The following is an 18,620-nucleotide window of genomic DNA, read 5'->3' as shown; positions in this document are numbered from 1 at the left end:
TATTCCCGTCGCGCCGCGACGGGTTATTGCTGAAAACGTAACGCCACACCGAATGCCTGCTCCGCCGCGACAACCAACGCCTGCTCCGTCTCGCTGAAAGGCACGTCCCCCAGCAGTAAACTGGCTTTCACTTTGCTGAGGTCGTGGCTTTGCAGACTCAATGCCGCCATGCGCGCGTTGCCGTCATAATCTGCGGGCAGGCTGTTAAAGCGCTGCCGGACATAGTCAGCAGAAGCAAAACGCACCGTTGCGGCCCCGGCTTTTAACACGAATGCGCCTTCCTGACAGGCCAGCAACCTTCCCGCGCCGAATAAGCGGCTATACACTAGCGCGGCAGCGGCGGGATCCTGCGCCACCACGACAAATTCCACGATATTGCTGACACCATTCGGATGCTGCTGCCACGCCTCCTGCCATACCGCCTGTGGCGTCTCATGCTGGCAGAAGAAACTGCGGCCATTGGGCACCAGAGCGGGACGCAGCCGCACGGTGCGAAAACGCGCCTGCTGTCGCGAACCATCAGGCAGGTCTACCGGGCGATAAAAACTGGCGGGGGGATCGCCATCGATATCCTGGCTTTCCAGATAACGCCACACCGCGTCCGCATCCTCGCTTTTCCACACCAGCCCGCTCAGTCCCAGTGGCGATTGCCACAAATCCTGCCGCAGGTTACCGCGATCCGGTTCATAGCCGAGCAGCTCCAGATAGTTTTCGCCAAAAACCGCCAGATGATTGCTGGAGCCAAGCGAATGGTGGCCGCGCGCGGTGAGTTGAAAACCCAGTCTTTGATACAGGGTACGTGCTTCATCCAGGTGATCTGCCACGTTAATCACCACATGATCCAGTCGCGGCAGAGGAACGGTAATCGCCATCGGTCTTCTCCTTGTTCGTACTGTCACGAGGCCAGTTCCTGTGCTTGCTGCACTTCAACCAGCGCCAGTTGGGCGAGGGCAGTGAAGTACGCCACCGCCGGTTCAAGCATCGCTTCATCCGGGTCGAATGCGGGATGATGCAGGCCCTGAGTGCTGGCACTGCCGATACTGACAAAGGTGCCGGGTACATGGTGCAGATAAAATGCAAAGTCCTCACCACCCATCTGTGGAATAGCGACTTCCGTCTGATATCCCTGCTGCTGTGCCAGATGCAATGCAAAGTCGGCCCAGGCAGGGGTATTCACCAGCGAAGGGGGACCTGGCTGCCACAGTAGCTCGGCCTCGCCGTTAAACCCGGCAGCGATACCCGCAATCAGGTCGCGTATTTTATGCACGATGTGGTCACGAATCTGCGCGTTATGGGTACGTACCGTACCTTCCAGCTCCACCTGATGGGGCAGGACATTCCAGCTATTACCGGCAGTGAATCGCGTCACGCTGACCACCACCGATTCCAGCGCGCTAAACACGCGAGCAGGCAGGTTTTGCAGCGCAGTGACGATATGGCTGGCGATGACAATCGCATCGACACCTTCGTGAGGTCGCGCCGCATGCGCGCCTTTGCCGTGAATATGTATTTGAAAACGATCAACGTTGGCATAGAAGGCACCGCCGCGCGTGCGCAGCGTACCCACCGGCAAATCTGGCGCATTGTGCAGACCAAAAATGGCCTGCACATTTTGCAACGCTCCGGCATCAATCAGCTGCTGCGCGCCGTTAAACGTTTCCTCTGCGGGTTGAAACAGAATCCGCACCCGGCCTGGCAACTGCGCTTCAATACGTTTGAGCTGGTGGGCGACGCCAAGCATCACGCTGCTGTGCAGATCGTGACCACAGGCATGCATCACCCCTTTTTGCTGTGATTTCCACGCCCTGTCGGTGAGTTCTTCAATCGGCAGGGCATCAATGTCGGCGCGCAGGGCAATCACCGTATCGCCCTGACCCATCTCCGCCACCACTCCGGTTTCCAGTTCCAGTGGCAGCAAACGGATATTGGCCTGCTGCAACCAGCGGGTAATACGGGCGGTGGTAGCGTGTTCCTGATTAGACAGTTCGGGGTGCTGATGCAGTTCACGTCGCCAATGGACAAGTTGTTCAGTGGAAATGGCTGTCATAGTTATCCTTTGGCGTCATCAGGCAGGAAGGGTTCGCCCAGTGTCAGCATCAGTCGGTTGGCCCAGGCGAAGAAGGCGGTGGACTGCACCAGATCCAGCAGCTGCAAGGTATCCAGCCCCTGCGCTCGTAGCGCCTGCAACTGTGCCTGGCTGGCACTGGCGGGGGTGACGGACAACGCGGCGCTGAAATCGATAATCGCCTGCCAGCGCGGCGATTGTCCGTGCGAAAGCTCTGCGCCTGGCACCACATTCAGCAACTTCTGCACCGCCGCATCCTGCTTCGCCAGTTGGCTGGCTTTACGGGCATGGACTGAGGCGCAATAGATGCAGCCGTTGACCTTACTCACCACCGTGGCTGCCAGTTCACGCTCAGCACGCGGCAGGCCACCCGAGGTATAAAAGATGCCTTTGTCGGTCAGGGTACGCTGTTCCAGCAGCGGCAGGTTACGCCCCAGCAGGCGGAAGTAATCAGAATCACTATGGCCAAAACGCGCCAGCGTGGCTTTCTCTGTGGAATCAAACTCTTCAAGCGGTTTGGCGGCCAGCCAGGGCTCCCATCCCAGTTCCTGTTGGGTAAACGCGGTGAGGGCGGTCTTGCCGCTAAAGGTCAGTGGCGCGCTATGCCATTTTCCAGCTACGGCGTGCTGCTGTGTGTTTAAGTCATCGCCCTTGAGCAGGCGAAAACCAGCCAGCAGACGGCTCTGGAAGCTGACAAATGCGATCAGCTGCGCCAGCGTGACAATGCCGCGCGCTGTCCAGCCCGCGCTTTGCAGATTGGCAATGTGTTGCGGTGTCGCTTCCACCGGATGGAAACTCAGTTGTTCCGCGAAAGCACGTCCCGCTTCTTCGCGCGCGCTGTGCCGTGCATCCTGTATCTGACGCTGATAATGCGCCTGCAAAGTCACTTCGCCATGCCAGGCGGCGACCACCGCCGCCAGCGCGAAGCGTTCCGGCAAGGGGAAGTCTTCATCCTGTTGGCTAAATAACACTTCATAGCTGCCCTGAGTGTGACGGGTGGCGGCATCACGTTGTGCGCGTGCCTGCGCCAGCTCTGAAGCGGGATCAATATCGGCCAGCGCTGCCAGCAAATCATCGGGTTGTGACATGAGTTTCTCCTGTTACGCGTTGCGCAGTTGCGGCGCGATGTGGTCGGCAATCAGTTCAATCGAGCGCAAAATATCCGCGTGGGGAGGATCGATCGAATGTACCTGGAAGGTGATATCGGTGGCGCGTGCCAGCACGCTATCCTGCGCCAGAGAGGCCAGCACCGTTGCGGGATCGCCGAGATGGGCGTCAAACTGACGGATATGATCATCCAGTGAGTCACCCGCTACGCTATGCCCGCTGGCGCGGAACTGATCCGCCTGGCGTTGCAGGCCCGGTTCAGCCAGACGGCGTGCATAACTGTTGGAATCGGCGACAAAAGCGGTGCGTGAAGCAAGGATACGCGGCGCAACCCCTTCCGGCAGCGCGGCCAGATAGGCGTCGATCATCGGGTTCTGCAACGCATCCAGGGGCACATCAGCTTGTCCGGCGGGACGTGGCTGGGTGCGCGATAACATCAGACCGTGGCCTGCCTGACCGGCGCGCGCAGCGCCCTCAACCGAAAACGTGGCGATCCAGACGCGTTGCGCCAGCGTCGGTGCAGCGGGATAAAGATGGTTATCCGGATGCGCCAGGCTATCACCACGCCAGGCGCTGAGCACGCTATGCAGTTGCTCCGCAAAGAAGGGCGCACGTTGATCGATGGTCAGGCCAAACGGCAGGAAGGAGGTCGCGGTGCCGCCGGAACCAAAACCGACTTCGAGGCGTCCGTTGCTGAGCAAATCCAGTACCGCGGCATCTTCGGCGACACGCAGGGCATTTTCCAGTGGCAGGGTAATGATGCCGGTGCCGAGACGAATGCTGCGGGTATGCGCTGCGATATGGGCGAGAAACACCAGCGGCGATGGCAGGCCACCTTCATGCTCGTGAAAATGGTGCTGCGCAATCCATGCGCTATCAAAGCCAAATCGTTCCGCGTGCTGAATCTGTTCGGTTGCCAGCCGGTAGCGCTGCTGTGCGCTACCTTCATCGAGCAGGCGGGTGAAAAAACCAATGCGTTTACGCGTCATGCAGACTCCTTAATCAGCGGACGGAAAGTGGGAATCGCCTCAATTAAAGATCGGGTGTAGGGATCACGGGGGGCAGCAAATAACGTGACAACGTCACTCTGTTCCACCACTTCGCCCGATCGCAGTACCGTGACGCTATGCGCCAGCCGTCGCACGGTGGCGAGATCGTGGGTAATAAACAGATAGGTCAGGCCGAGGTCGCGCTGCAACTGTTGCAGCAATTGCAGAATCTGCGCCTGTACGGTGACATCCAGTGCCGAAGTGGCTTCATCGAGCACCAGAATCGCCGGTTCGACAATTAACGCTCTGGCAATCGCCACGCGCTGACGCTGGCCGCCAGATAACTCACGCGCTTTGCGCGTCAGCAACTCCAGCGGCAACGCCACGCGTTGTGCGACGGCGGCAACGCGCTGACGACGCTCAGCCGCAGGCAGGCGGGCAAAATTGCGCAGTGGTTCTTCGATAATGGCAAACAGCGTCTGGCGTGGATCAAGTGAGGCATAAGGGTTCTGGTATACGAACTGAATTTTGCGCCGCAGCTGACGACGCGCTTCGTTACTGAGGTGACTGGCATCGATGCCGTCGATCACCACGCGGCCACTGTCGGCCTGTTCGAATCCCAGCAGGATACGCGCCAGGGTGGTTTTGCCCGACCCGGACTCTCCCACCAGCGCATGCGTGGTGCCACGGGGCACGCTGACGCTGACTTCATGCAGCGCCTGAAGTTGCTGCTGACGTCCAAGGCGGAAGCGTTTGCCGATGGCGGAAAGCTGAATCGCTGGTGTGGCAAGCGCTGTCGCGGGTGGCGGGGACAATGTCAGGGAATCCAGCGCGGCATCCTGCAACAACTGCCGGGTGTAGGGATGCTGTGGAGCATGGTTCACCCGTGCGGTGTCGCCCTGTTCCTGGATCTCGCCGTGACGAAACACCAGCAGCCGGTCAGCGCGTTCAGCAGCCAGCGCCAGATCATGGGTGACAAACAACACCGCCGTGCCGGATTCGCGTCGCAGGATATCCAGCAAATCGAGAATACGTTTTTGCACCGTGACATCCAGCGCGCTGGTCGGCTCATCGGCAATGATGATTTGCGGACGCAGGGCAAGGGCGATGGCGATCAGGACACGTTGCTTCATCCCGCCGGAGAGCTGGTGCGGATACTGATCTACGCGTTGCTCAGGGTGGCTCAACCCCACGCGGCTCAGTAACTCAATCACTCGCTGCTGGCGTTCTTTACGGCTGATACGCAGATGCAGTTGCAGCATTTCACCCACCTGTTCACCGATGGTTTTCACCGGATTGAGTGAATTGCCTGGATCCTGCGGCACCAGGCTGATGCGCACGCCGCGCAGGGTGTCCAGTCGTTTGGCTGACCAGTCGCTGATATCGGTGCCATTCAGCAAAATGCGGCCACTGTCGCGGCGGCCATTTTCTGCCAGCAGGCCAATAATCGCCTGCGCGGTGGTGGTTTTACCGGAACCCGATTCACCCACCAGGGCCACCATTTCGCCGGCCTGCAGGTTAAAACTGACGTTATGCACCACCGGTCGCCATTCGCCATGCTGGCGATAGCTGAGGGTGAGGTTTTCAATTGCCAGTATGGTGCTCATTTCGTCCCTCCCGCCAGTTGCTGGCTAATACGATTGGCTGCCAATACCACCGCGACCACCACGATGCCGGGGAAGATGGTCAGCCACCAGGCGGTCGCCAGGTAGTTGCGCCCTTCAGCAATCAATAATCCCCATTCAGGTGTCGGTGGGGGTGTGCCATAACCGAGAAAACTCAGGGTTGAGAGCGCCAGAATCGCCTGACCAAATTGCAATGCCGCGTAAGCGATCACTGCCGTCAGTGAGTTCGGCAGGATATGCCGCCACAGCACCGTCCAGAAACTGCCGCCACTGCCGTAAGCGGCCTCAACAAATTCGCTACGACGCACTCGGACCACTTCGCCGCGTGCCAGCCTGGCGAAGCTGGCAATCGAGGCAATTCCCACTGCCAGCGCAGCGTGTACCGTACCAAAGCCCAGCAAAATCAGGATGCTGAGTGACAGCAGCAGAGAAGGGATAGAGAGCAGCACATCCACCAGCCGCATCAGTAAGGTTTCGGTGCGCTGGCCGACCGCACCTGCAATCACGCCCAGCGCGGTGCCGACAATCAGGCCCATCGCCACCGCAGCAAACGCCGCCGCCAGTGACTGCGAGGCGCCATAAACGATGCGGGTAAACAGATCGCGGCCCAGCTGGTCCGTACCGAGCCAGTAACTTGCCTGTGGCGGCAGACGCTGCGCACCCGCAATGCCTTCCGTCGGATTGAAGTGGGTCAATAATCCCGGCGCGAATGCGGCCAGGAGTGCCAGCACCATCACCGCCCATGCCAGCCACAGCCCGGGTTGCAGCTGCACGCTTTGCCAGCGAGGTTTCCTGCGCGAACCGAGGCGGGCTGCCGCGTAATCCACCAGACTCATCAGTGACCTCCCGCGATTGGTTGCAGCCGGGGATCAAGCAGCGGCATCAACAGATCGACCAGTAAATTAATCAGCACAAACCCCAGCGCGGAGATCATCACCACCGCCTGAAGGACCGCGACATCCTGATTGTTGACCGCCTGCTGCGTCAGTTGCCCCAGCCCGCTCAGGCCAAACACCGTTTCAGTGATCAGCGCGCCAGCAATTAATTCGCCAAGCAGTAAACCAGCAACGTTCAACACCGGCAGCAGCGCGTTGCGCAATACATGACGCCACAACACCCGGTTTTCGCTCGCGCCTTTGGCGCGCGCAACCGCCACAAAGGGTTGGGTGGAGACGTCATCAATGCTACGCAACAGGATCTGCGCCAGTGGGGCGGAGATGGGCACTGCTACGGTTACCACCGGCAGAATCAAGCCCTGGAGTGCCGAAGGATTGATGACCGGGATCCAGCGCAACTGAAACGAGAACAGCTGGATAAGCGCGATGCCGAGCCAGAAGGTCGGCAGGGAGATAAACAGCGCGGGAATGGACTGTAAAAATGCACGCAGCAGGCGTAATGCGGGCAGACGCGACAACGCCGCCAGCGCAAACGCCAGCCCTGTCGCCAGCAAAAAACCGGGTATCGCCAGGCTCAGAGTGGCGGGCAGATTGCTGGTGATAAGTTCGCTGACCGGCACGCCCGCCTGCACGGAGTAGCCGAAATCACCACGCAGCATGGCAAACAGCGTATGCGCATACTGCTGCCAGATGGGGCTGTCAGCACCGTATGCCAGCCGCATCTCAGCAATTTGCGCCGGGCTGAGGCCGAGATCCGGGTTCTGAAACTTAATCAGAATCGCGTCACCCGGCAGCACCTGCAACAGAAAGAATGACAGGGTGAACGCCGCCCACAATACCAGCAGGCTTTGCCCTAATCTGTGCAGCAGAGAATGTCGCATCATCAGCCTGCCTTAGTGTTTTTCCAGCCACGCGCCATAAAATGACGGGCGACCTACCGCTTCAAAACTGACGCCTTTTAACCAGGGCGCACCGGCAAACACCTGTGGTTCTTCGAAAATAGGGATGACATAGGCGTTGTCGAGCAGATAACGCTGCGCATCGCCGGTGAGTTGTAGTCGTTTTTGCGCATCAACCTCGGCCGAGATATTGACCAGCAGCGTATTGAGTTTGTCGTCACGGAAGTTTTTCACCTTGTCGCTGGAGCCACCTTTTTGCAGCAACGCATCACGATTGGTGGGATAGAACATGCTTTTCACCACATCCGGGTCGGCACGTCCCACTTCGGAGACCGTCAGCGGAGTTTTTAGCGGATCCAGGTTATCCAGCGTTTTGCTGCCTGCATCACCGGCTTTCACCGTCAGCGCGACACCCACCTGACGCCATTGCTGGGCGACCAGTTGCAGCACTTCTTTGTTTTGCGGCTGCGGCGGGGATTCATACACCGTCAGCGCCAGTTTCTCGCCACCTTTTTCACGGATACCCTCGCTACCCACTTTCCAGCCAGCTTCATCCAGCAATTGTTTCGCCAGCGTCGGGTTATAGCTGAGTTTGTCGCTCAGATTGACGTACCCCGCTGCGCTGGCGGCAATCACCGAGGTCGCCTGCGGATAGTTGGGTGAGAATAAGGTTTGCACCACCTGCTGGGCGTTGGTGGCATGCAGCAACGCCTGACGCACTTTCAGATCGCTGACCAGTGGGTTATCCGGGCGGAAGCTGATGCTGTCATTGACGCCACGCGTCGGGGCGGCATAAATCGGGAAGTTTTGTTCTTTGGCCTGTTTCTCGTCATACGCCTGGACCTGGCGAATAAAATCAGCCTGGCCTGCCAGCAACGCACCGATACGGACACTGTCTTCCGGTGTGACGATAAACTTGATGCCGTCGAGATTGGCCGGACCCTGCTGGGCAATATTCTTTGGTCCCCAGTGGTAATCCTTACGCGCCACCAAATCGACTTCACGGCCCAGCTGTTCATTGCTCACCACAAACGGACCCGAGCCAATGATGTGACGTGCATCGCCCAACTGATCGAAACTGCGCTTGAGGGTACTGAGGGATACCAGGCCCGAACCGATGGTGGCAGTGCCCTGTAAAAAGCCCGGCGAGGGTTTGGTGAAATAAAACTTCACCGTCAGTGGATCAATGACTTCGCTGTGATCGTAATTGTTAATCACCTCAGACACCGGCAAACGCTGCGCTTTATTGCCCAGACCATAGGTATCAAAGTTTTTTGCCACCGCGTTAGCATCCAGCGGTGTGCCGTCGGAGAACGTCACACCCGGACGAATTTTAAAGGTGTATTCGGTTTTGTCGGCGTTGCTGCTCCAGCTTTCGGCAATCCAGGGTTCAACCTGTAAAGTTTTAGGGTTTTGCCACGTGAGCTTATCGGTGATCTGATTCAGGATGCCACCGTTGGGGTAAAAACCACCCGCTGGGGGATAAAGGTTGGTATGTGGCTGTTGTTCCAGATAAATCAGCGTGCCGCCTTTAACCGGCGTGTCCGCTGCGTGAGCACTGAATATCCCTGACAGCAGGGCAAAACTGAATGCCTGCAAGTGAAAACGTTGCTTCATATGGTGAATTCCTTTGTTATCAATTACCCGACGGGCGGTTTTTATCATCGAACGCCGCGTCGGGGAGTTGAACCAAGGAAATGCACTAAGCTTTGCTGAAAAAGGTAAATGGCAGGGTAAATTAAAACCCGCAGATTCATGTAGCGGCGCGATTTATCGCGCGGGTTTTGATTGACGCGCCAAAAACATTGCGCGATAAATCGCGCCGCTACGGAACAGTGCCAGTAAGGTATTTATCACCAGTGGCGCGAAATAAACCCGGCAGCGGCATCCAGCGCATGGCGCGCTGCTTCAAGCTCGATTGTGCTCTGAAAGACATGGTGCATGCCTTCATAAATATCCAGCTGGACCTCGCCGCCTCGTGTTGCCGCTGCGGCGGCATAACGTGTGGCGTCATCCAGCAATAATTCATCCGTTCCCACCTGAATTGCCAGTGGGGGTAAATGCTTGGGTATGGCGTACAACGGTGAGGCTAAGCCGTTGGTGGCGGAGGTGCCATTGAGATATACCCCAGCCAGCTGGGTCAGTATTTCAGGATGGAATATTGGGTCGTGCGTCGCCGGGTCATTAAAGGAATCTCCGGTAAATGCCAGATCGAGATACGGCGAAAACACCACGGCAGAAGCCACATTAGCCGCCACCTGCGGATTTTGTAACAATCCCAGCACCAGTGCACCTCCCGCAGAGTCTCCCGCTAACGCCAGCTGTGTCAGTCCCTGGGCTGCGAGCCATTCTGGAAGTCGCGCGATGGCCTCTGGTGCTGCCGGGAAAGGGGATTCGGGGGTTAAGGGATAGTCCGGAACAAATGTCGCAACACCGCTACGGGCGGCTAACTGGCTGGCAAAACCGCGATAGGCACGGGCGCTGCCCAGCGTATAGCCGCCGCCATGAATAAATACCAGCACCCGTTTACCTGAAGCCTGCTGCGGTTTCACCCACCAGCCCTGTATCCCATCGTGATTGATGTGTTCTGTGACCACGCCGTCGGCGATGGGCGTCTGGGCCAGCATCTCGTCATACATTTCCCGCATCGTGCCGGTAAAGTTCGCTCGCAGCTGGTCCATAGCTGCGATGATTTGTGGCGCACGCGTGAGATCGCTGGCAGACAAGGGATGGCGCGTTTCGCCAGGTTTATAAGCATGCTGTGACATAGACAGAATCTCCGGTTAGCAAAAGCGAATAGTTTCAGCTGTTCCCGATGATGGTTTATTCGAATGGCGCTGTACAGATGATATTTTTGGTCACCATAAAAAAATCAACAGGTAATTTATTTCAGAGATAAATCAGTTTTAAAGTTGATGTGATATTTATGATGTTACCTTCAGTAAATTATCACAGCCAGTAATATTTTATTTTTATCAATATCGCTTACTGTTAAGCACGTAAATCCATAGCGACGACGCTGGGAATAAAAATGTTATAAATCAGGGAGTGTAACGATGTCCGATCGTATCGGTTTTTCTTCTGTTCATATGGCAACATCCTCGGTTGCACGTAACAATAATAATTCGAGATCACGCCTGCCGATTGCGCGATTATCTCAGTTAACGCTATTACCGGCATCGAATAATCCGCAGATGCCTGTCGCGCCGCCATCCTATGACGGTTATTCAGGCCCGAGCGATTTCCTGCCACCTCAGCCCTATCCTGCCCCTCCGGGTTATGAGATGTCTCAGCGTATTGAAATCAGAAAGCTGGGAGAAAAATTTCAGGCATTATTTGATCGTCGCCCACCGGTTTTTTCCGTTGCTGAAACTGTCGATGCAGAGGCAGGGCGGAAAAATCTTGAAAAGCACGTAGAGTTTTATGCTGAAAAGAATGAACTTCAGGAGGAGTTGCAAAAATATCTGACGATGGCAGGGGTGGAATATAGTTTAAAGATAGTCGGCAAAGAATTTATTGTAGCCAATTCGATTGAAAATGTTTTGACCTGCACACTGAGAAACATGGGGGGAGTACACAGATTTCGTGGCTTTTCACAACAGGGCGATGAAAAGAATACGACTATTGAGCGGCCTCGTATCATGCTGGAAAATCCGAGAGGGGTGCTGCTTTCTGACCGCTCATATGCGCAGGGAGATTCCAGTGAAGTTCTCAGGGAAATAACCACTATTTGGGGAAGGATAGAGTTGAGAATAGATGAAGATAGTTTGAAGAATTGTTCCTCTGTCTATAAACCAGAACTGAAGGGTATTCTTGATATAATTAAAAACAGAAGTGTTCAGCCAATGGATACCCGGCTATAAATCATCAAAAATTGTAGCGGCGCAATTTATTGCGCGGGGTTTACCGGCACCGTGCACAGAATTGCGCGATAAATCGCGCCGCTACGAAAATGTGCGGTTATTTTCCTGGTCAGCATAAATGCCGACACTATTCCCATTTTCTTAATGCACTTTGTCGAATTTGTTGTTTGGCGAAATAAAAGCGCCGTTCCACACTAGCCGCCATATTCATTGCAGAAAGGATAAGGCGTATGTCATACCGACTCAGTTTGCTGGATAAATCGCCGATTGCCGAAGGAGAGAGTGCAACTCAGGCGTTGCACCGCACCCTGCATCTGGCACAACAGGCAGAGGCATGGGGCTATCACCGTTTCTGGCTGGCTGAACACCATAACTCGGCCCAGTTGGCCAGCCCGGCACCGGAATTACTGATTGCCTGGATTATCGGTCAGACACGTCATATCCGCGTTGGCTCGGGTGGCGTGATGTTACAGCATTACAGCCCGTACAAAGTGGCGGAAAACTTCAATCTTTTGGCGTCGCTGGCACCGGGCCGTATCGATCTTGGTGTCGGCAAGGCCCCCGGCGGATTACCGCTCTCCACGCGGGCGCTGCAACTGGGTGTCCATCAGGATGAAAAGGGCAGTTTTGCCGAACAGCTGGCGCTGCTGGATAACTGGTTACAACCCGCAGCGCCACACACTGACGAAGAAACCCTTAACGCGACCCCGCAGCCCACCCGTCCGGCCAATCGTTTTCTGTTGGGGGCCAGTGAAGAGAGCGCAAAGCTGGCCGCAGAACTCGGCTGGCAGCTGGTGTTTGCCGCCCATCTCAATGGTGATCGTCAACTGCTGGAAAGGGTGCTGGGACGTTACCACCAACTCAGTCACGGCCAGCGCGCGCTGGTGGCAGTGCAGGTGGTGGTGGCGGATTCCCCGGCAGAAGCCGATTTGCTGGTCAGCAACCTGCGTTTTTATCGCGTAACGGTGAAAGACGGCCAAAGCGTCAATGTCGGCAGCATTGAGCAGGCCGAACGCTACGTGCGCCAGGGGGGTTACCACGATTATGTGATTGAGCCGCGCACACCTTCTTTGCTGAAAGGTACGGCCGCCCAGGTACATGCGCAGCTTGAGGCACTGCATCAGAACTTTGGCATTGATGAATTTGTGATTGATTCACCCGTTGTGGATGAACATTCACGTCTGAAATCCCTCGAACTGCTGGCAACCCATCGTCTGGTTGCGGCCTGAACGGCACACCCCGGAGGCACCCATGACGCAATTTTCACAACAACAGTTGATTGACTGGCGGCGCGAGCTGCATAGCTGGCCGGAACTCTCCAGCCACGAAGTTGAGACCACCGCACGTTTGCGCAGATGGCTACAGGCCGCAGGGATACGTCTGCTGGATTATGCGCTGGAAACCGGCGTGGTGGCAGAAATCGGCCAGGGCGACACCGTGATTGCGCTGCGCGCAGATATCGATGCCTTACCGATTCATGAAGCTACCGGCTTGCCCTATCGCTCGCGTCATAGCGGGGTCATGCATGCCTGCGGCCACGATGTACACAGCGCAGTGATGCTGGGCGCAGCACTGCAACTTAAAGCGCAGGAAGCACAGTTGCCAGGGCGCATTCGCATTCTGTTTCAGCCCGGCGAAGAGAATGCTACCGGCGCACGGCAATTTATCCGGGCAGGGGTGTTGCAGGATGTGCAGGCAATTTTCGGCATGCACAACGAACCGGGATTGCCGACGGGCACCTTTGCCACTCGCGGCGGGGCGTTTTATGCCAATGCTGACCGCTTTGTCATCCGTGTTAACGGTAAAGGGGCGCACGCGGCGCATCCGGAGCAGGGGGTGGATAGCATCGTGGTCGCCAGCCAGATCATTCAGGCGCTGCAATCCCTGACCAGCCGCAGTTTTAATACCCTCGACAGCCTGGTGCTGAGTATTACCCGTATCGACGGCGGCAAAACCTGGAATGTGCTGCCGGGAGAAGTTGAGTTTGGCGGTACTGCCCGCACTCACGATTTGCTGGTCCGGCAACTGCTGGAACAGCGGGTACGGCGTCTGGTGGAAAGCGTGGCCGTGGCGAACGGTGCCACTGCCACACTGAGCTGGCACGCCGGTCCGCCCGTACTGGATAACGACGCGCATTGGGCGACATTTGCCAGCCAGGTGGCGCAGCAGGCCGGATATCGGGTGCAAACTGCCGATTTACATCTCGGGGGTGAGGACTTCGCCTTTTACCTGCAACTGATCCCCGGTGCTTTTGTCAGCATCGGCAGCGCCAGCGATTTTGGTCTGCATCATGGCGGGTTTAATCCGGATGAAGCCTTGATCGCCCCCGCGGCCAGTTATTTTGCGCAACTGGCGCAACAAGCGCTGCAACACCTTAACGCACGATGTCGTGACGTCATCCTGAACTGACAAATTCCCCCATTTTTTAATCGACATGTGCTATGGACAGAGAGAAACGATTATGACGACCAGACAACTCCGACTGGGTACTATTCTGCACGGCGCATCCGGCAATATGTCCGCCTGGCGCCATCCGGCGGCACAGGCAGACGCCAGCATTAATTTTGACTACGCCAGACATATCGCGCGTAAAGCAGAGCAGGGCAAACTGGATTTTCTGTTTGTTGCCGATGGGCTGTTTATCAATGAAAAGTCGATTCCGCATTTTCTCAATCGTTTCGAACCCCTGACGCTGCTGTCAGCATTGGCTGGCGTGACCGAGCATCTCGGGCTGGTGGGGACCGTTTCCACCTCCTATAGCGAACCCTTCACCGTTGCGCGGCAGTTCGCCAGTCTTGACCATCTGAGCGGTGGGCGCGCGGGCTGGAACGTGGTGACGTCGCCGCTGGAAGGGTCAGCGAAGAACTTTTCGCGCCAGCAACACCCGGAACACGCATTGCGCTATCGCATCGCCGATGAATATTTGCAGGTGGTGAAAGGGTTGTGGGATTCATGGGAAGGCGATGCTTTTGTACGCAACAAAGAGAGCGGTCAATTCTTCGATCCCGCCAAACTGCATACGCTGGATCATCATGGCGATTTTTTCCAGGTACAGGGGCCGCTCAATATCGCACGCACGCCGCAGGGGCGGCCAATTATCTTCCAGGCAGGCGCATCTGAAGATGGTAAAAAGCTGGCGGCCCGCCATGCGGATGCGATTTTCACCCACCAGCCGACACGGGAAGAAGCCCAGGCCTTCTACCGCGATGTGAAAACGCAGCTGGTGGCGAATGGTCGTCAGCCAGAGGATTTGCATATTTTCCAGGGCGTCAGCGTGATTGTGGGTGATGATGCCGACGATGTGGAGCGTCAGTATCAAACCACCGCTGCGCTGGTCTCGATCACCGATGCGCTGAATTATCTCGGGCGCTTCTTTGATCATCACGATTTCTCGCAGTATCCACTGGATGAACCCTTCCCTGACATTGGTGATATCGGCCAGAACAGCTTCCGCAGTACCACCGATGAAATCAAACGCAAAGCACGTGAGCAGGGCCATACGCTGCGTCAGGCTGCGCTTGAGGCGGCTACGCCACGTCCGTTGTTCCACGGTACGCCGGAGCAGGTCGCCGACGGGTTGCAACTGTGGTTCGAAAGTGCAGCCACAGACGGCTTCATTATTCAGGGCGGAACGCCGGATACCTTCGAGCGCTTTGTGGATCGCGTCGTACCGATTTTACAGGCACGAGGTTTGACGCGCCGTGAATATCCAGGCAGCACACTGCGCGCCAGTTTCGCCTTGCAGGATCCGCAAAACCAGTTCGCACAACAATAAAAGCGAGTAGATGCTATGCAGAAGAAGATCGCCCTCATCGCCCTGTTATTTCTCACCACCAGCACGGCTACTCTCGCCGAAGAGGTGGCGTTGAATGGCCAGCAGGTCAGCCTCGAAGCCAACAAAACCCCGATTAACACCGGTAAAAATAGCGCTGCGGTGGCACAGATCCCCGCCGGACATCATTTTGCCGTACCTGGTAGCTTTACCGTGGCCGTGGCAGCGCAGAATTCCCCGCCGCTGACGGTATTCAGCGATGACAATAAAACGTTACTTGGCAGTGAAGTGGATATCGCCCGGCTGGTGGCGGATAGCCTCGGGCTGAAACTGAATATTGTCCCGACCTCGTGGGAGGACTGGCCGCTGGGCGTCGCCTCCGGTAAATACGATGCCGCTATCAGCAATATCACCGTGACCAAAGAACGCAAAGAACGCTTCGATTTTGCCACCTACCGTAAAGACTCCCTCGGGTTTTATGTCAAAACCAGCAGCCCGATTAAATCCCTGACCAAAGCGGCTGATATTGCCGGACTGCGTATCATCGTCGGCTCCGGTACCAATCAGGAAGCGATTTTGCTGGCATGGGATAAAGAGAATCAGGCCAAAGGGCTGAAGCCGTTCACGCCGATCTACACCAAAGATGACGCGGCACAAACTCTGGCGCTGCAATCCGGTCGCGCCGACGCTTACTTTGGCCCCAATGTGATTGGCGCATGGAAAGCCGCGCTGACCGGGCAGACACGTTTAGTGGGAAGTGTTGATGGCGGCTGGCCAAAAGCGGCTCATATCGCGGTGACGGTGAAAAAGGGGAGCGGTCTGGCAGAACCGATCAGCACCGCCCTCAACGGTGTGATGCAGAACGGTGATTACCTCCGGGTGCTGAATCGCTGGGGTGAAGGCGTAGAGCACATCGATCATTCTGAAGTGAACCCGGCCGGTCTCGGCGATTAAGGAGGCGAGATGAGCCAGCAATTTTTCCGTGAAGTCTCGCCGGAAGCGCCGGAATTACAACCTATCCTCAGCGGATTGTTTGGTGAATATGAGGCGCGTTACGGTGATTTTTTCCGCAACAGCAAAGAAGTGGAGCTGACCGAATGGTACTTACCGCCGCGCGGGTTGTTTATCGTGCTGGAACGGGATGGCGAAATCATCGCGATGGGGGCCTACAAACCCTATGACGACAACACCGCCGAGCTGAAACGTATCTGGACGCGTGGGGATCTGCGTCGCCAGGGGCTGGCGTTGCTGATTTTGCAGGAACTGGAACGGCGTGCGCTGCGCGCCGGTTATCAGCGTGTCTACCTCACCACCGGATTTCGTCAGCCGGAGGCGGTGCAGTTGTATATCGGTCATGGTTACCAGCCGCAATTTGAACTGCGTGATGATATGGAGATCTATGGCCAGCCACCGCATGACGGGCGATTGCGTTTTCTCAAAGTGATTGATGTGCATAGCGTGGCCAAAGCCAGCTAAGGAGGCAGCATGAAAACTGAACAACGTTTAACCGTGGTGCCAGCACGCTATCCGGCACGGACTGTCGGGGCCATAGTCGCGCTGTTTATCCTGGCGGGGGTGATTGATTCGGTGGCGTTTAATCCACGCTGGGAGTGGGGCGTATTTGGTCGCTGGTTTTTCGATCCGGTGATTCTCAACGGCTTAGGACAAACCCTGCTGCTGACACTTTTTGGCACGGTATTCAGCCTGATTTTTGGTGGACTGCTGGCACTGGCCCGCCTGTCGTCCTCATGGCTGCTGAGTTCGCTGGCATTCGGTTATATCTGGCTGTTCCGATCGCTGCCGCTGATTGTGGTGCTGATCATTCTGTATAACTTCTCCTATTTGTACGACACGCTCTCCTTCGGCGTTCCGTTTACGGCCTTATCGTGGGGCCATTTCCAGACCATCAACGTGCTGGGGCAATTTCCGGCCGCCGTCATTGGCCTGACACTGGTGCAAAGCGCTTACAGTGCGGAGATCATTCGCGGTGGTTTTCTCGGGGTCGATCAGGGGCAGTTCGAGGCGGCCTCAGCGCTGGGCTTATCCTCATCGCGCCGGACGTTTCGCATCATTCTGCCACAGGCACTACGCGCCATTATCCCCACCGCGTTTAATGAAGTGATCAGCCTCGCGAAAGGCACCGCGATGGTTTACGTACTGGCGATGCCGGAACTGTTTTACACCATCCAGATGATCTACAACCGTACCCAGCAGGTGATCCCGTTGCTGATGGTCGGTGCCGCCTGGTATCTGATTATCACCACCGTTTTATCGCTGTTGCAGCACAGCGTAGAACGCTGGCTGGCGCGCAGCGTCACCCGGGAACCCCAACCATCGCGCTGGCGTCAATGGCGCAATCGCGTTGCCACCGATGCCGCTAATGAGGAACTTTCCCATGTCCGAAGCCATTGATTACCGCAATCTGCATGCCACCGGGGCCATCAGCATCATCGGCGTCAGCAAATTTTTCGGCAGCCATCAGGCGCTGGATGATGTGTCGCTGGAACTGGCACCGGGATCGGTGACGGTGATCCTCGGCCCTTCCGGTTCAGGAAAATCGACACTGTTGCGCACCATTAACCACCTGGAACGGGTGGATGAAGGGTTTATCCAGATCGATGGCGAGTACATCGGTTATCAGCGACGGGGTGATAAACTTTACGAACTGAAAGAGCACGCCATTCTGCGCCAGCGCATTAACGTGGGTTACGTGTTCCAGAACTTCAATCTGTTCCCGCATCTGACGGTGCTGGAGAACCTGATTGAAGCACCGGTTGCCCATCGGCAGCTCTCCCGGCGCGAGGCGATTATCCGGGCGGGTGAACTGCTGGATATTGTCGGTTTACGCCATAAAGCCGATGCCTGGCCTCGCCACCTTTCCGGTGGTCAGCAGCAGCGTATCGCCATCGCCCGGGCGCTGATGCTCAATCCGCGTGTGATGTTGTTTGACGAACCGACTTCGGCGCTCGACCCGGAACTGGTAGGGGAAGTGCTGGATGTGATCAAAAAACTGGCACGATCCGGCACTACGCTGGTCATCGTCACTCACGAGATTGGCTTTGCGCGCGAGGTGGCGGATAACGTGGTGTTTATGGTTGATGGCCGTATCGTTGAGCAGGGCAGCAGCCATCAGGTGTTGAATCAGCCGCGTCACGAACGGACAAAACGTTTTCTGGCGCGGGTGTTGTAATAAGCCTCATTGTCACCGCCGGGGCAGACCGCCCCGGCCCAAGCCCCCGACAAACCAGAGATAATTAACGCCACTCCTCCTTTTTCTCCTTTATGCGTCAATCGGTTGCATTCAGAATAAACTGCACTATCCTCACAAACACGGTGGGACTAAAGTCACGTCGTTACAATAAACTGTCATCGAAAGCCGCTATCCTGCGGCATAAACTTATAAT

General features: G+C 56.6%; 18 protein-coding genes. 9 read left to right on the top strand and 9 right to left on the bottom strand.

Annotated elements, in window-relative coordinates:
• Positions 1-23 precede the first annotated feature (23 nt).
• Genes CUN67_RS22800 through CUN67_RS22765 form a run of 8 tightly spaced genes read right to left on the bottom strand, consistent with a single transcriptional unit; the run spans position 24 to position 9,198 of the window.
• Positions 24-872 carry a VOC family protein gene (locus tag CUN67_RS22800; RefSeq protein ID WP_208717736.1) on the bottom strand — a complete coding sequence of 283 codons (849 nt, stop codon included), beginning with the start codon at positions 870-872 and terminating at the stop codon, positions 24-26.
• 23 nt (positions 873-895) lie between these two features.
• Positions 896-2,047: an amidohydrolase gene (locus tag CUN67_RS22795; RefSeq protein WP_208717735.1), complete on the bottom strand. Its 1,152-nt coding sequence runs from the start codon at positions 2,045-2,047 to the stop codon at positions 896-898.
• A gap of 2 nt (positions 2,048-2,049) precedes the next feature.
• Positions 2,050-3,153: an alkylhydroperoxidase domain protein gene (locus CUN67_RS22790; RefSeq protein WP_208717734.1), complete on the bottom strand. Its 1,104-nt coding sequence runs from the start codon at positions 3,151-3,153 to the stop codon at positions 2,050-2,052.
• A 12-nt stretch (positions 3,154-3,165) separates the two neighbouring features.
• Positions 3,166-4,161, bottom strand: a complete 996-nt coding sequence (locus CUN67_RS22785; protein ID WP_208717733.1) for a putative FMN-dependent luciferase-like monooxygenase — start codon at positions 4,159-4,161, stop codon at positions 3,166-3,168.
• Complete coding sequence (locus tag CUN67_RS22780) at positions 4,158-5,768, bottom strand: dipeptide ABC transporter ATP-binding protein (protein ID WP_208717732.1); 1,611 nt, start codon at positions 5,766-5,768, stop codon at positions 4,158-4,160. The genes CUN67_RS22785 and CUN67_RS22780 overlap by 4 nt, the downstream gene beginning before the upstream one ends.
• Positions 5,765-6,622 carry an ABC transporter permease gene (locus tag CUN67_RS22775; protein WP_208717731.1) on the bottom strand — a complete coding sequence of 286 codons (858 nt, stop codon included), beginning with the start codon at positions 6,620-6,622 and terminating at the stop codon, positions 5,765-5,767. The genes CUN67_RS22780 and CUN67_RS22775 overlap by 4 nt, the downstream gene beginning before the upstream one ends.
• Positions 6,622-7,563, bottom strand: coding sequence for an ABC transporter permease (locus tag CUN67_RS22770; RefSeq protein WP_208717859.1), 942 nt, complete (start codon positions 7,561-7,563; stop codon positions 6,622-6,624). The genes CUN67_RS22775 and CUN67_RS22770 overlap by 1 nt, the downstream gene beginning before the upstream one ends.
• 12 nt (positions 7,564-7,575) lie before the next feature.
• Complete coding sequence (locus CUN67_RS22765) at positions 7,576-9,198, bottom strand: TIGR04028 family ABC transporter substrate-binding protein (RefSeq protein ID WP_208717730.1); 1,623 nt, start codon at positions 9,196-9,198, stop codon at positions 7,576-7,578.
• Between the two features lie 13 nt (positions 9,199-9,211).
• Between CUN67_RS22765 and CUN67_RS22760 the strand changes: the two genes are divergently transcribed.
• Positions 9,212-9,373, top strand: a complete 162-nt coding sequence (locus tag CUN67_RS22760) for a hypothetical protein (RefSeq protein WP_208717729.1) — start codon at positions 9,212-9,214, stop codon at positions 9,371-9,373.
• A 61-nt stretch (positions 9,374-9,434) separates the two neighbouring features.
• On the opposite strand, the gene CUN67_RS22755 is transcribed toward CUN67_RS22760, so the two are convergent.
• A complete protein-coding gene (locus CUN67_RS22755; RefSeq protein ID WP_208717728.1) occupies positions 9,435-10,349 on the bottom strand; it encodes an alpha/beta hydrolase fold domain-containing protein in 915 nt (304 codons plus the stop codon).
• 288 nt (positions 10,350-10,637) lie between these two features.
• Between CUN67_RS22755 and CUN67_RS22750 the strand changes: the two genes are divergently transcribed.
• The 8 genes from CUN67_RS22750 to CUN67_RS22715 all read left to right on the top strand — a co-directional run bounded on the left by CUN67_RS22750 (position 10,638) and on the right by CUN67_RS22715 (position 18,406).
• Positions 10,638-11,444 carry a hypothetical protein gene (locus CUN67_RS22750; protein WP_208717727.1) on the top strand — a complete coding sequence of 269 codons (807 nt, stop codon included), beginning with the start codon at positions 10,638-10,640 and terminating at the stop codon, positions 11,442-11,444.
• A 230-nt stretch (positions 11,445-11,674) separates the two neighbouring features.
• Positions 11,675-12,673 (top strand): MsnO8 family LLM class oxidoreductase, encoded by a 999-nt coding sequence (locus tag CUN67_RS22745; protein WP_208717726.1) that lies wholly within the window; start codon positions 11,675-11,677, stop codon positions 12,671-12,673.
• A 22-nt stretch (positions 12,674-12,695) separates the two neighbouring features.
• Entirely contained in the window at positions 12,696-13,853 is a 1,158-nt protein-coding gene (locus CUN67_RS22740) for an amidohydrolase (protein ID WP_208717725.1), read from the top strand.
• 52 nt (positions 13,854-13,905) lie between these two features.
• Positions 13,906-15,219 carry an LLM class flavin-dependent oxidoreductase gene (locus tag CUN67_RS22735; protein ID WP_208717724.1) on the top strand — a complete coding sequence of 438 codons (1,314 nt, stop codon included), beginning with the start codon at positions 13,906-13,908 and terminating at the stop codon, positions 15,217-15,219.
• A 15-nt stretch (positions 15,220-15,234) separates the two neighbouring features.
• The gene (locus CUN67_RS22730; RefSeq protein ID WP_208717723.1) at positions 15,235-16,170 is read left to right on the top strand and encodes an ABC transporter substrate-binding protein; all 936 of its coding nucleotides are present in this window, start codon (positions 15,235-15,237) and stop codon (positions 16,168-16,170) included.
• Between the two features lie 9 nt (positions 16,171-16,179).
• Positions 16,180-16,692 carry a GNAT family N-acetyltransferase gene (locus CUN67_RS22725; RefSeq protein WP_208717722.1) on the top strand — a complete coding sequence of 171 codons (513 nt, stop codon included), beginning with the start codon at positions 16,180-16,182 and terminating at the stop codon, positions 16,690-16,692.
• A 9-nt stretch (positions 16,693-16,701) separates the two neighbouring features.
• Complete coding sequence (locus CUN67_RS22720; RefSeq protein WP_208717721.1) at positions 16,702-17,628, top strand: amino acid ABC transporter permease; 927 nt, start codon at positions 16,702-16,704, stop codon at positions 17,626-17,628.
• A complete protein-coding gene (locus tag CUN67_RS22715; RefSeq protein WP_208717720.1) occupies positions 17,612-18,406 on the top strand; it encodes an amino acid ABC transporter ATP-binding protein in 795 nt (264 codons plus the stop codon). The genes CUN67_RS22720 and CUN67_RS22715 overlap by 17 nt, the downstream gene beginning before the upstream one ends.
• Positions 18,407-18,620: the final 214 nt, after the last annotated feature.

The organism is Pantoea cypripedii (assembly GCF_011395035.1).
Lineage (GTDB): Bacteria > Pseudomonadota > Gammaproteobacteria > Enterobacterales > Enterobacteriaceae > Pantoea > Pantoea cypripedii_A.
Note: the sequence above shows the minus strand (reverse complement) of the source record. Positions and strands in the feature narration are given on the sequence as shown.

Coding starts and splice junctions, on each gene's coding strand:
- CUN67_RS22780 (WP_208717732.1), bottom strand. CDS start 5,768: ATGAGCACCATACTGGCAATTGAAAACCTCACCCTCAGCTATCGCCAG.
- CUN67_RS22735 (WP_208717724.1), top strand. CDS start 13,906: ATGACGACCAGACAACTCCGACTGGGTACTATTCTGCACGGCGCATCC.
- CUN67_RS22795 (WP_208717735.1), bottom strand. CDS start 2,047: ATGACAGCCATTTCCACTGAACAACTTGTCCATTGGCGACGTGAACTG.
- CUN67_RS22730 (WP_208717723.1), top strand. CDS start 15,235: ATGCAGAAGAAGATCGCCCTCATCGCCCTGTTATTTCTCACCACCAGC.
- CUN67_RS22785 (WP_208717733.1), bottom strand. CDS start 4,161: ATGACGCGTAAACGCATTGGTTTTTTCACCCGCCTGCTCGATGAAGGT.
- CUN67_RS22790 (WP_208717734.1), bottom strand. CDS start 3,153: ATGTCACAACCCGATGATTTGCTGGCAGCGCTGGCCGATATTGATCCC.
- CUN67_RS22750 (WP_208717727.1), top strand. CDS start 10,638: ATGTCCGATCGTATCGGTTTTTCTTCTGTTCATATGGCAACATCCTCG.
- CUN67_RS22740 (WP_208717725.1), top strand. CDS start 12,696: ATGACGCAATTTTCACAACAACAGTTGATTGACTGGCGGCGCGAGCTG.
- CUN67_RS22745 (WP_208717726.1), top strand. CDS start 11,675: ATGTCATACCGACTCAGTTTGCTGGATAAATCGCCGATTGCCGAAGGA.
- CUN67_RS22715 (WP_208717720.1), top strand. CDS start 17,612: ATGTCCGAAGCCATTGATTACCGCAATCTGCATGCCACCGGGGCCATC.
- CUN67_RS22770 (WP_208717859.1), bottom strand. CDS start 7,563: ATGCGACATTCTCTGCTGCACAGATTAGGGCAAAGCCTGCTGGTATTG.
- CUN67_RS22800 (WP_208717736.1), bottom strand. CDS start 872: ATGGCGATTACCGTTCCTCTGCCGCGACTGGATCATGTGGTGATTAAC.
- CUN67_RS22725 (WP_208717722.1), top strand. CDS start 16,180: ATGAGCCAGCAATTTTTCCGTGAAGTCTCGCCGGAAGCGCCGGAATTA.
- CUN67_RS22775 (WP_208717731.1), bottom strand. CDS start 6,622: ATGAGTCTGGTGGATTACGCGGCAGCCCGCCTCGGTTCGCGCAGGAAA.
- CUN67_RS22720 (WP_208717721.1), top strand. CDS start 16,702: ATGAAAACTGAACAACGTTTAACCGTGGTGCCAGCACGCTATCCGGCA.
- CUN67_RS22755 (WP_208717728.1), bottom strand. CDS start 10,349: ATGTCACAGCATGCTTATAAACCTGGCGAAACGCGCCATCCCTTGTCT.
- CUN67_RS22765 (WP_208717730.1), bottom strand. CDS start 9,198: ATGAAGCAACGTTTTCACTTGCAGGCATTCAGTTTTGCCCTGCTGTCA.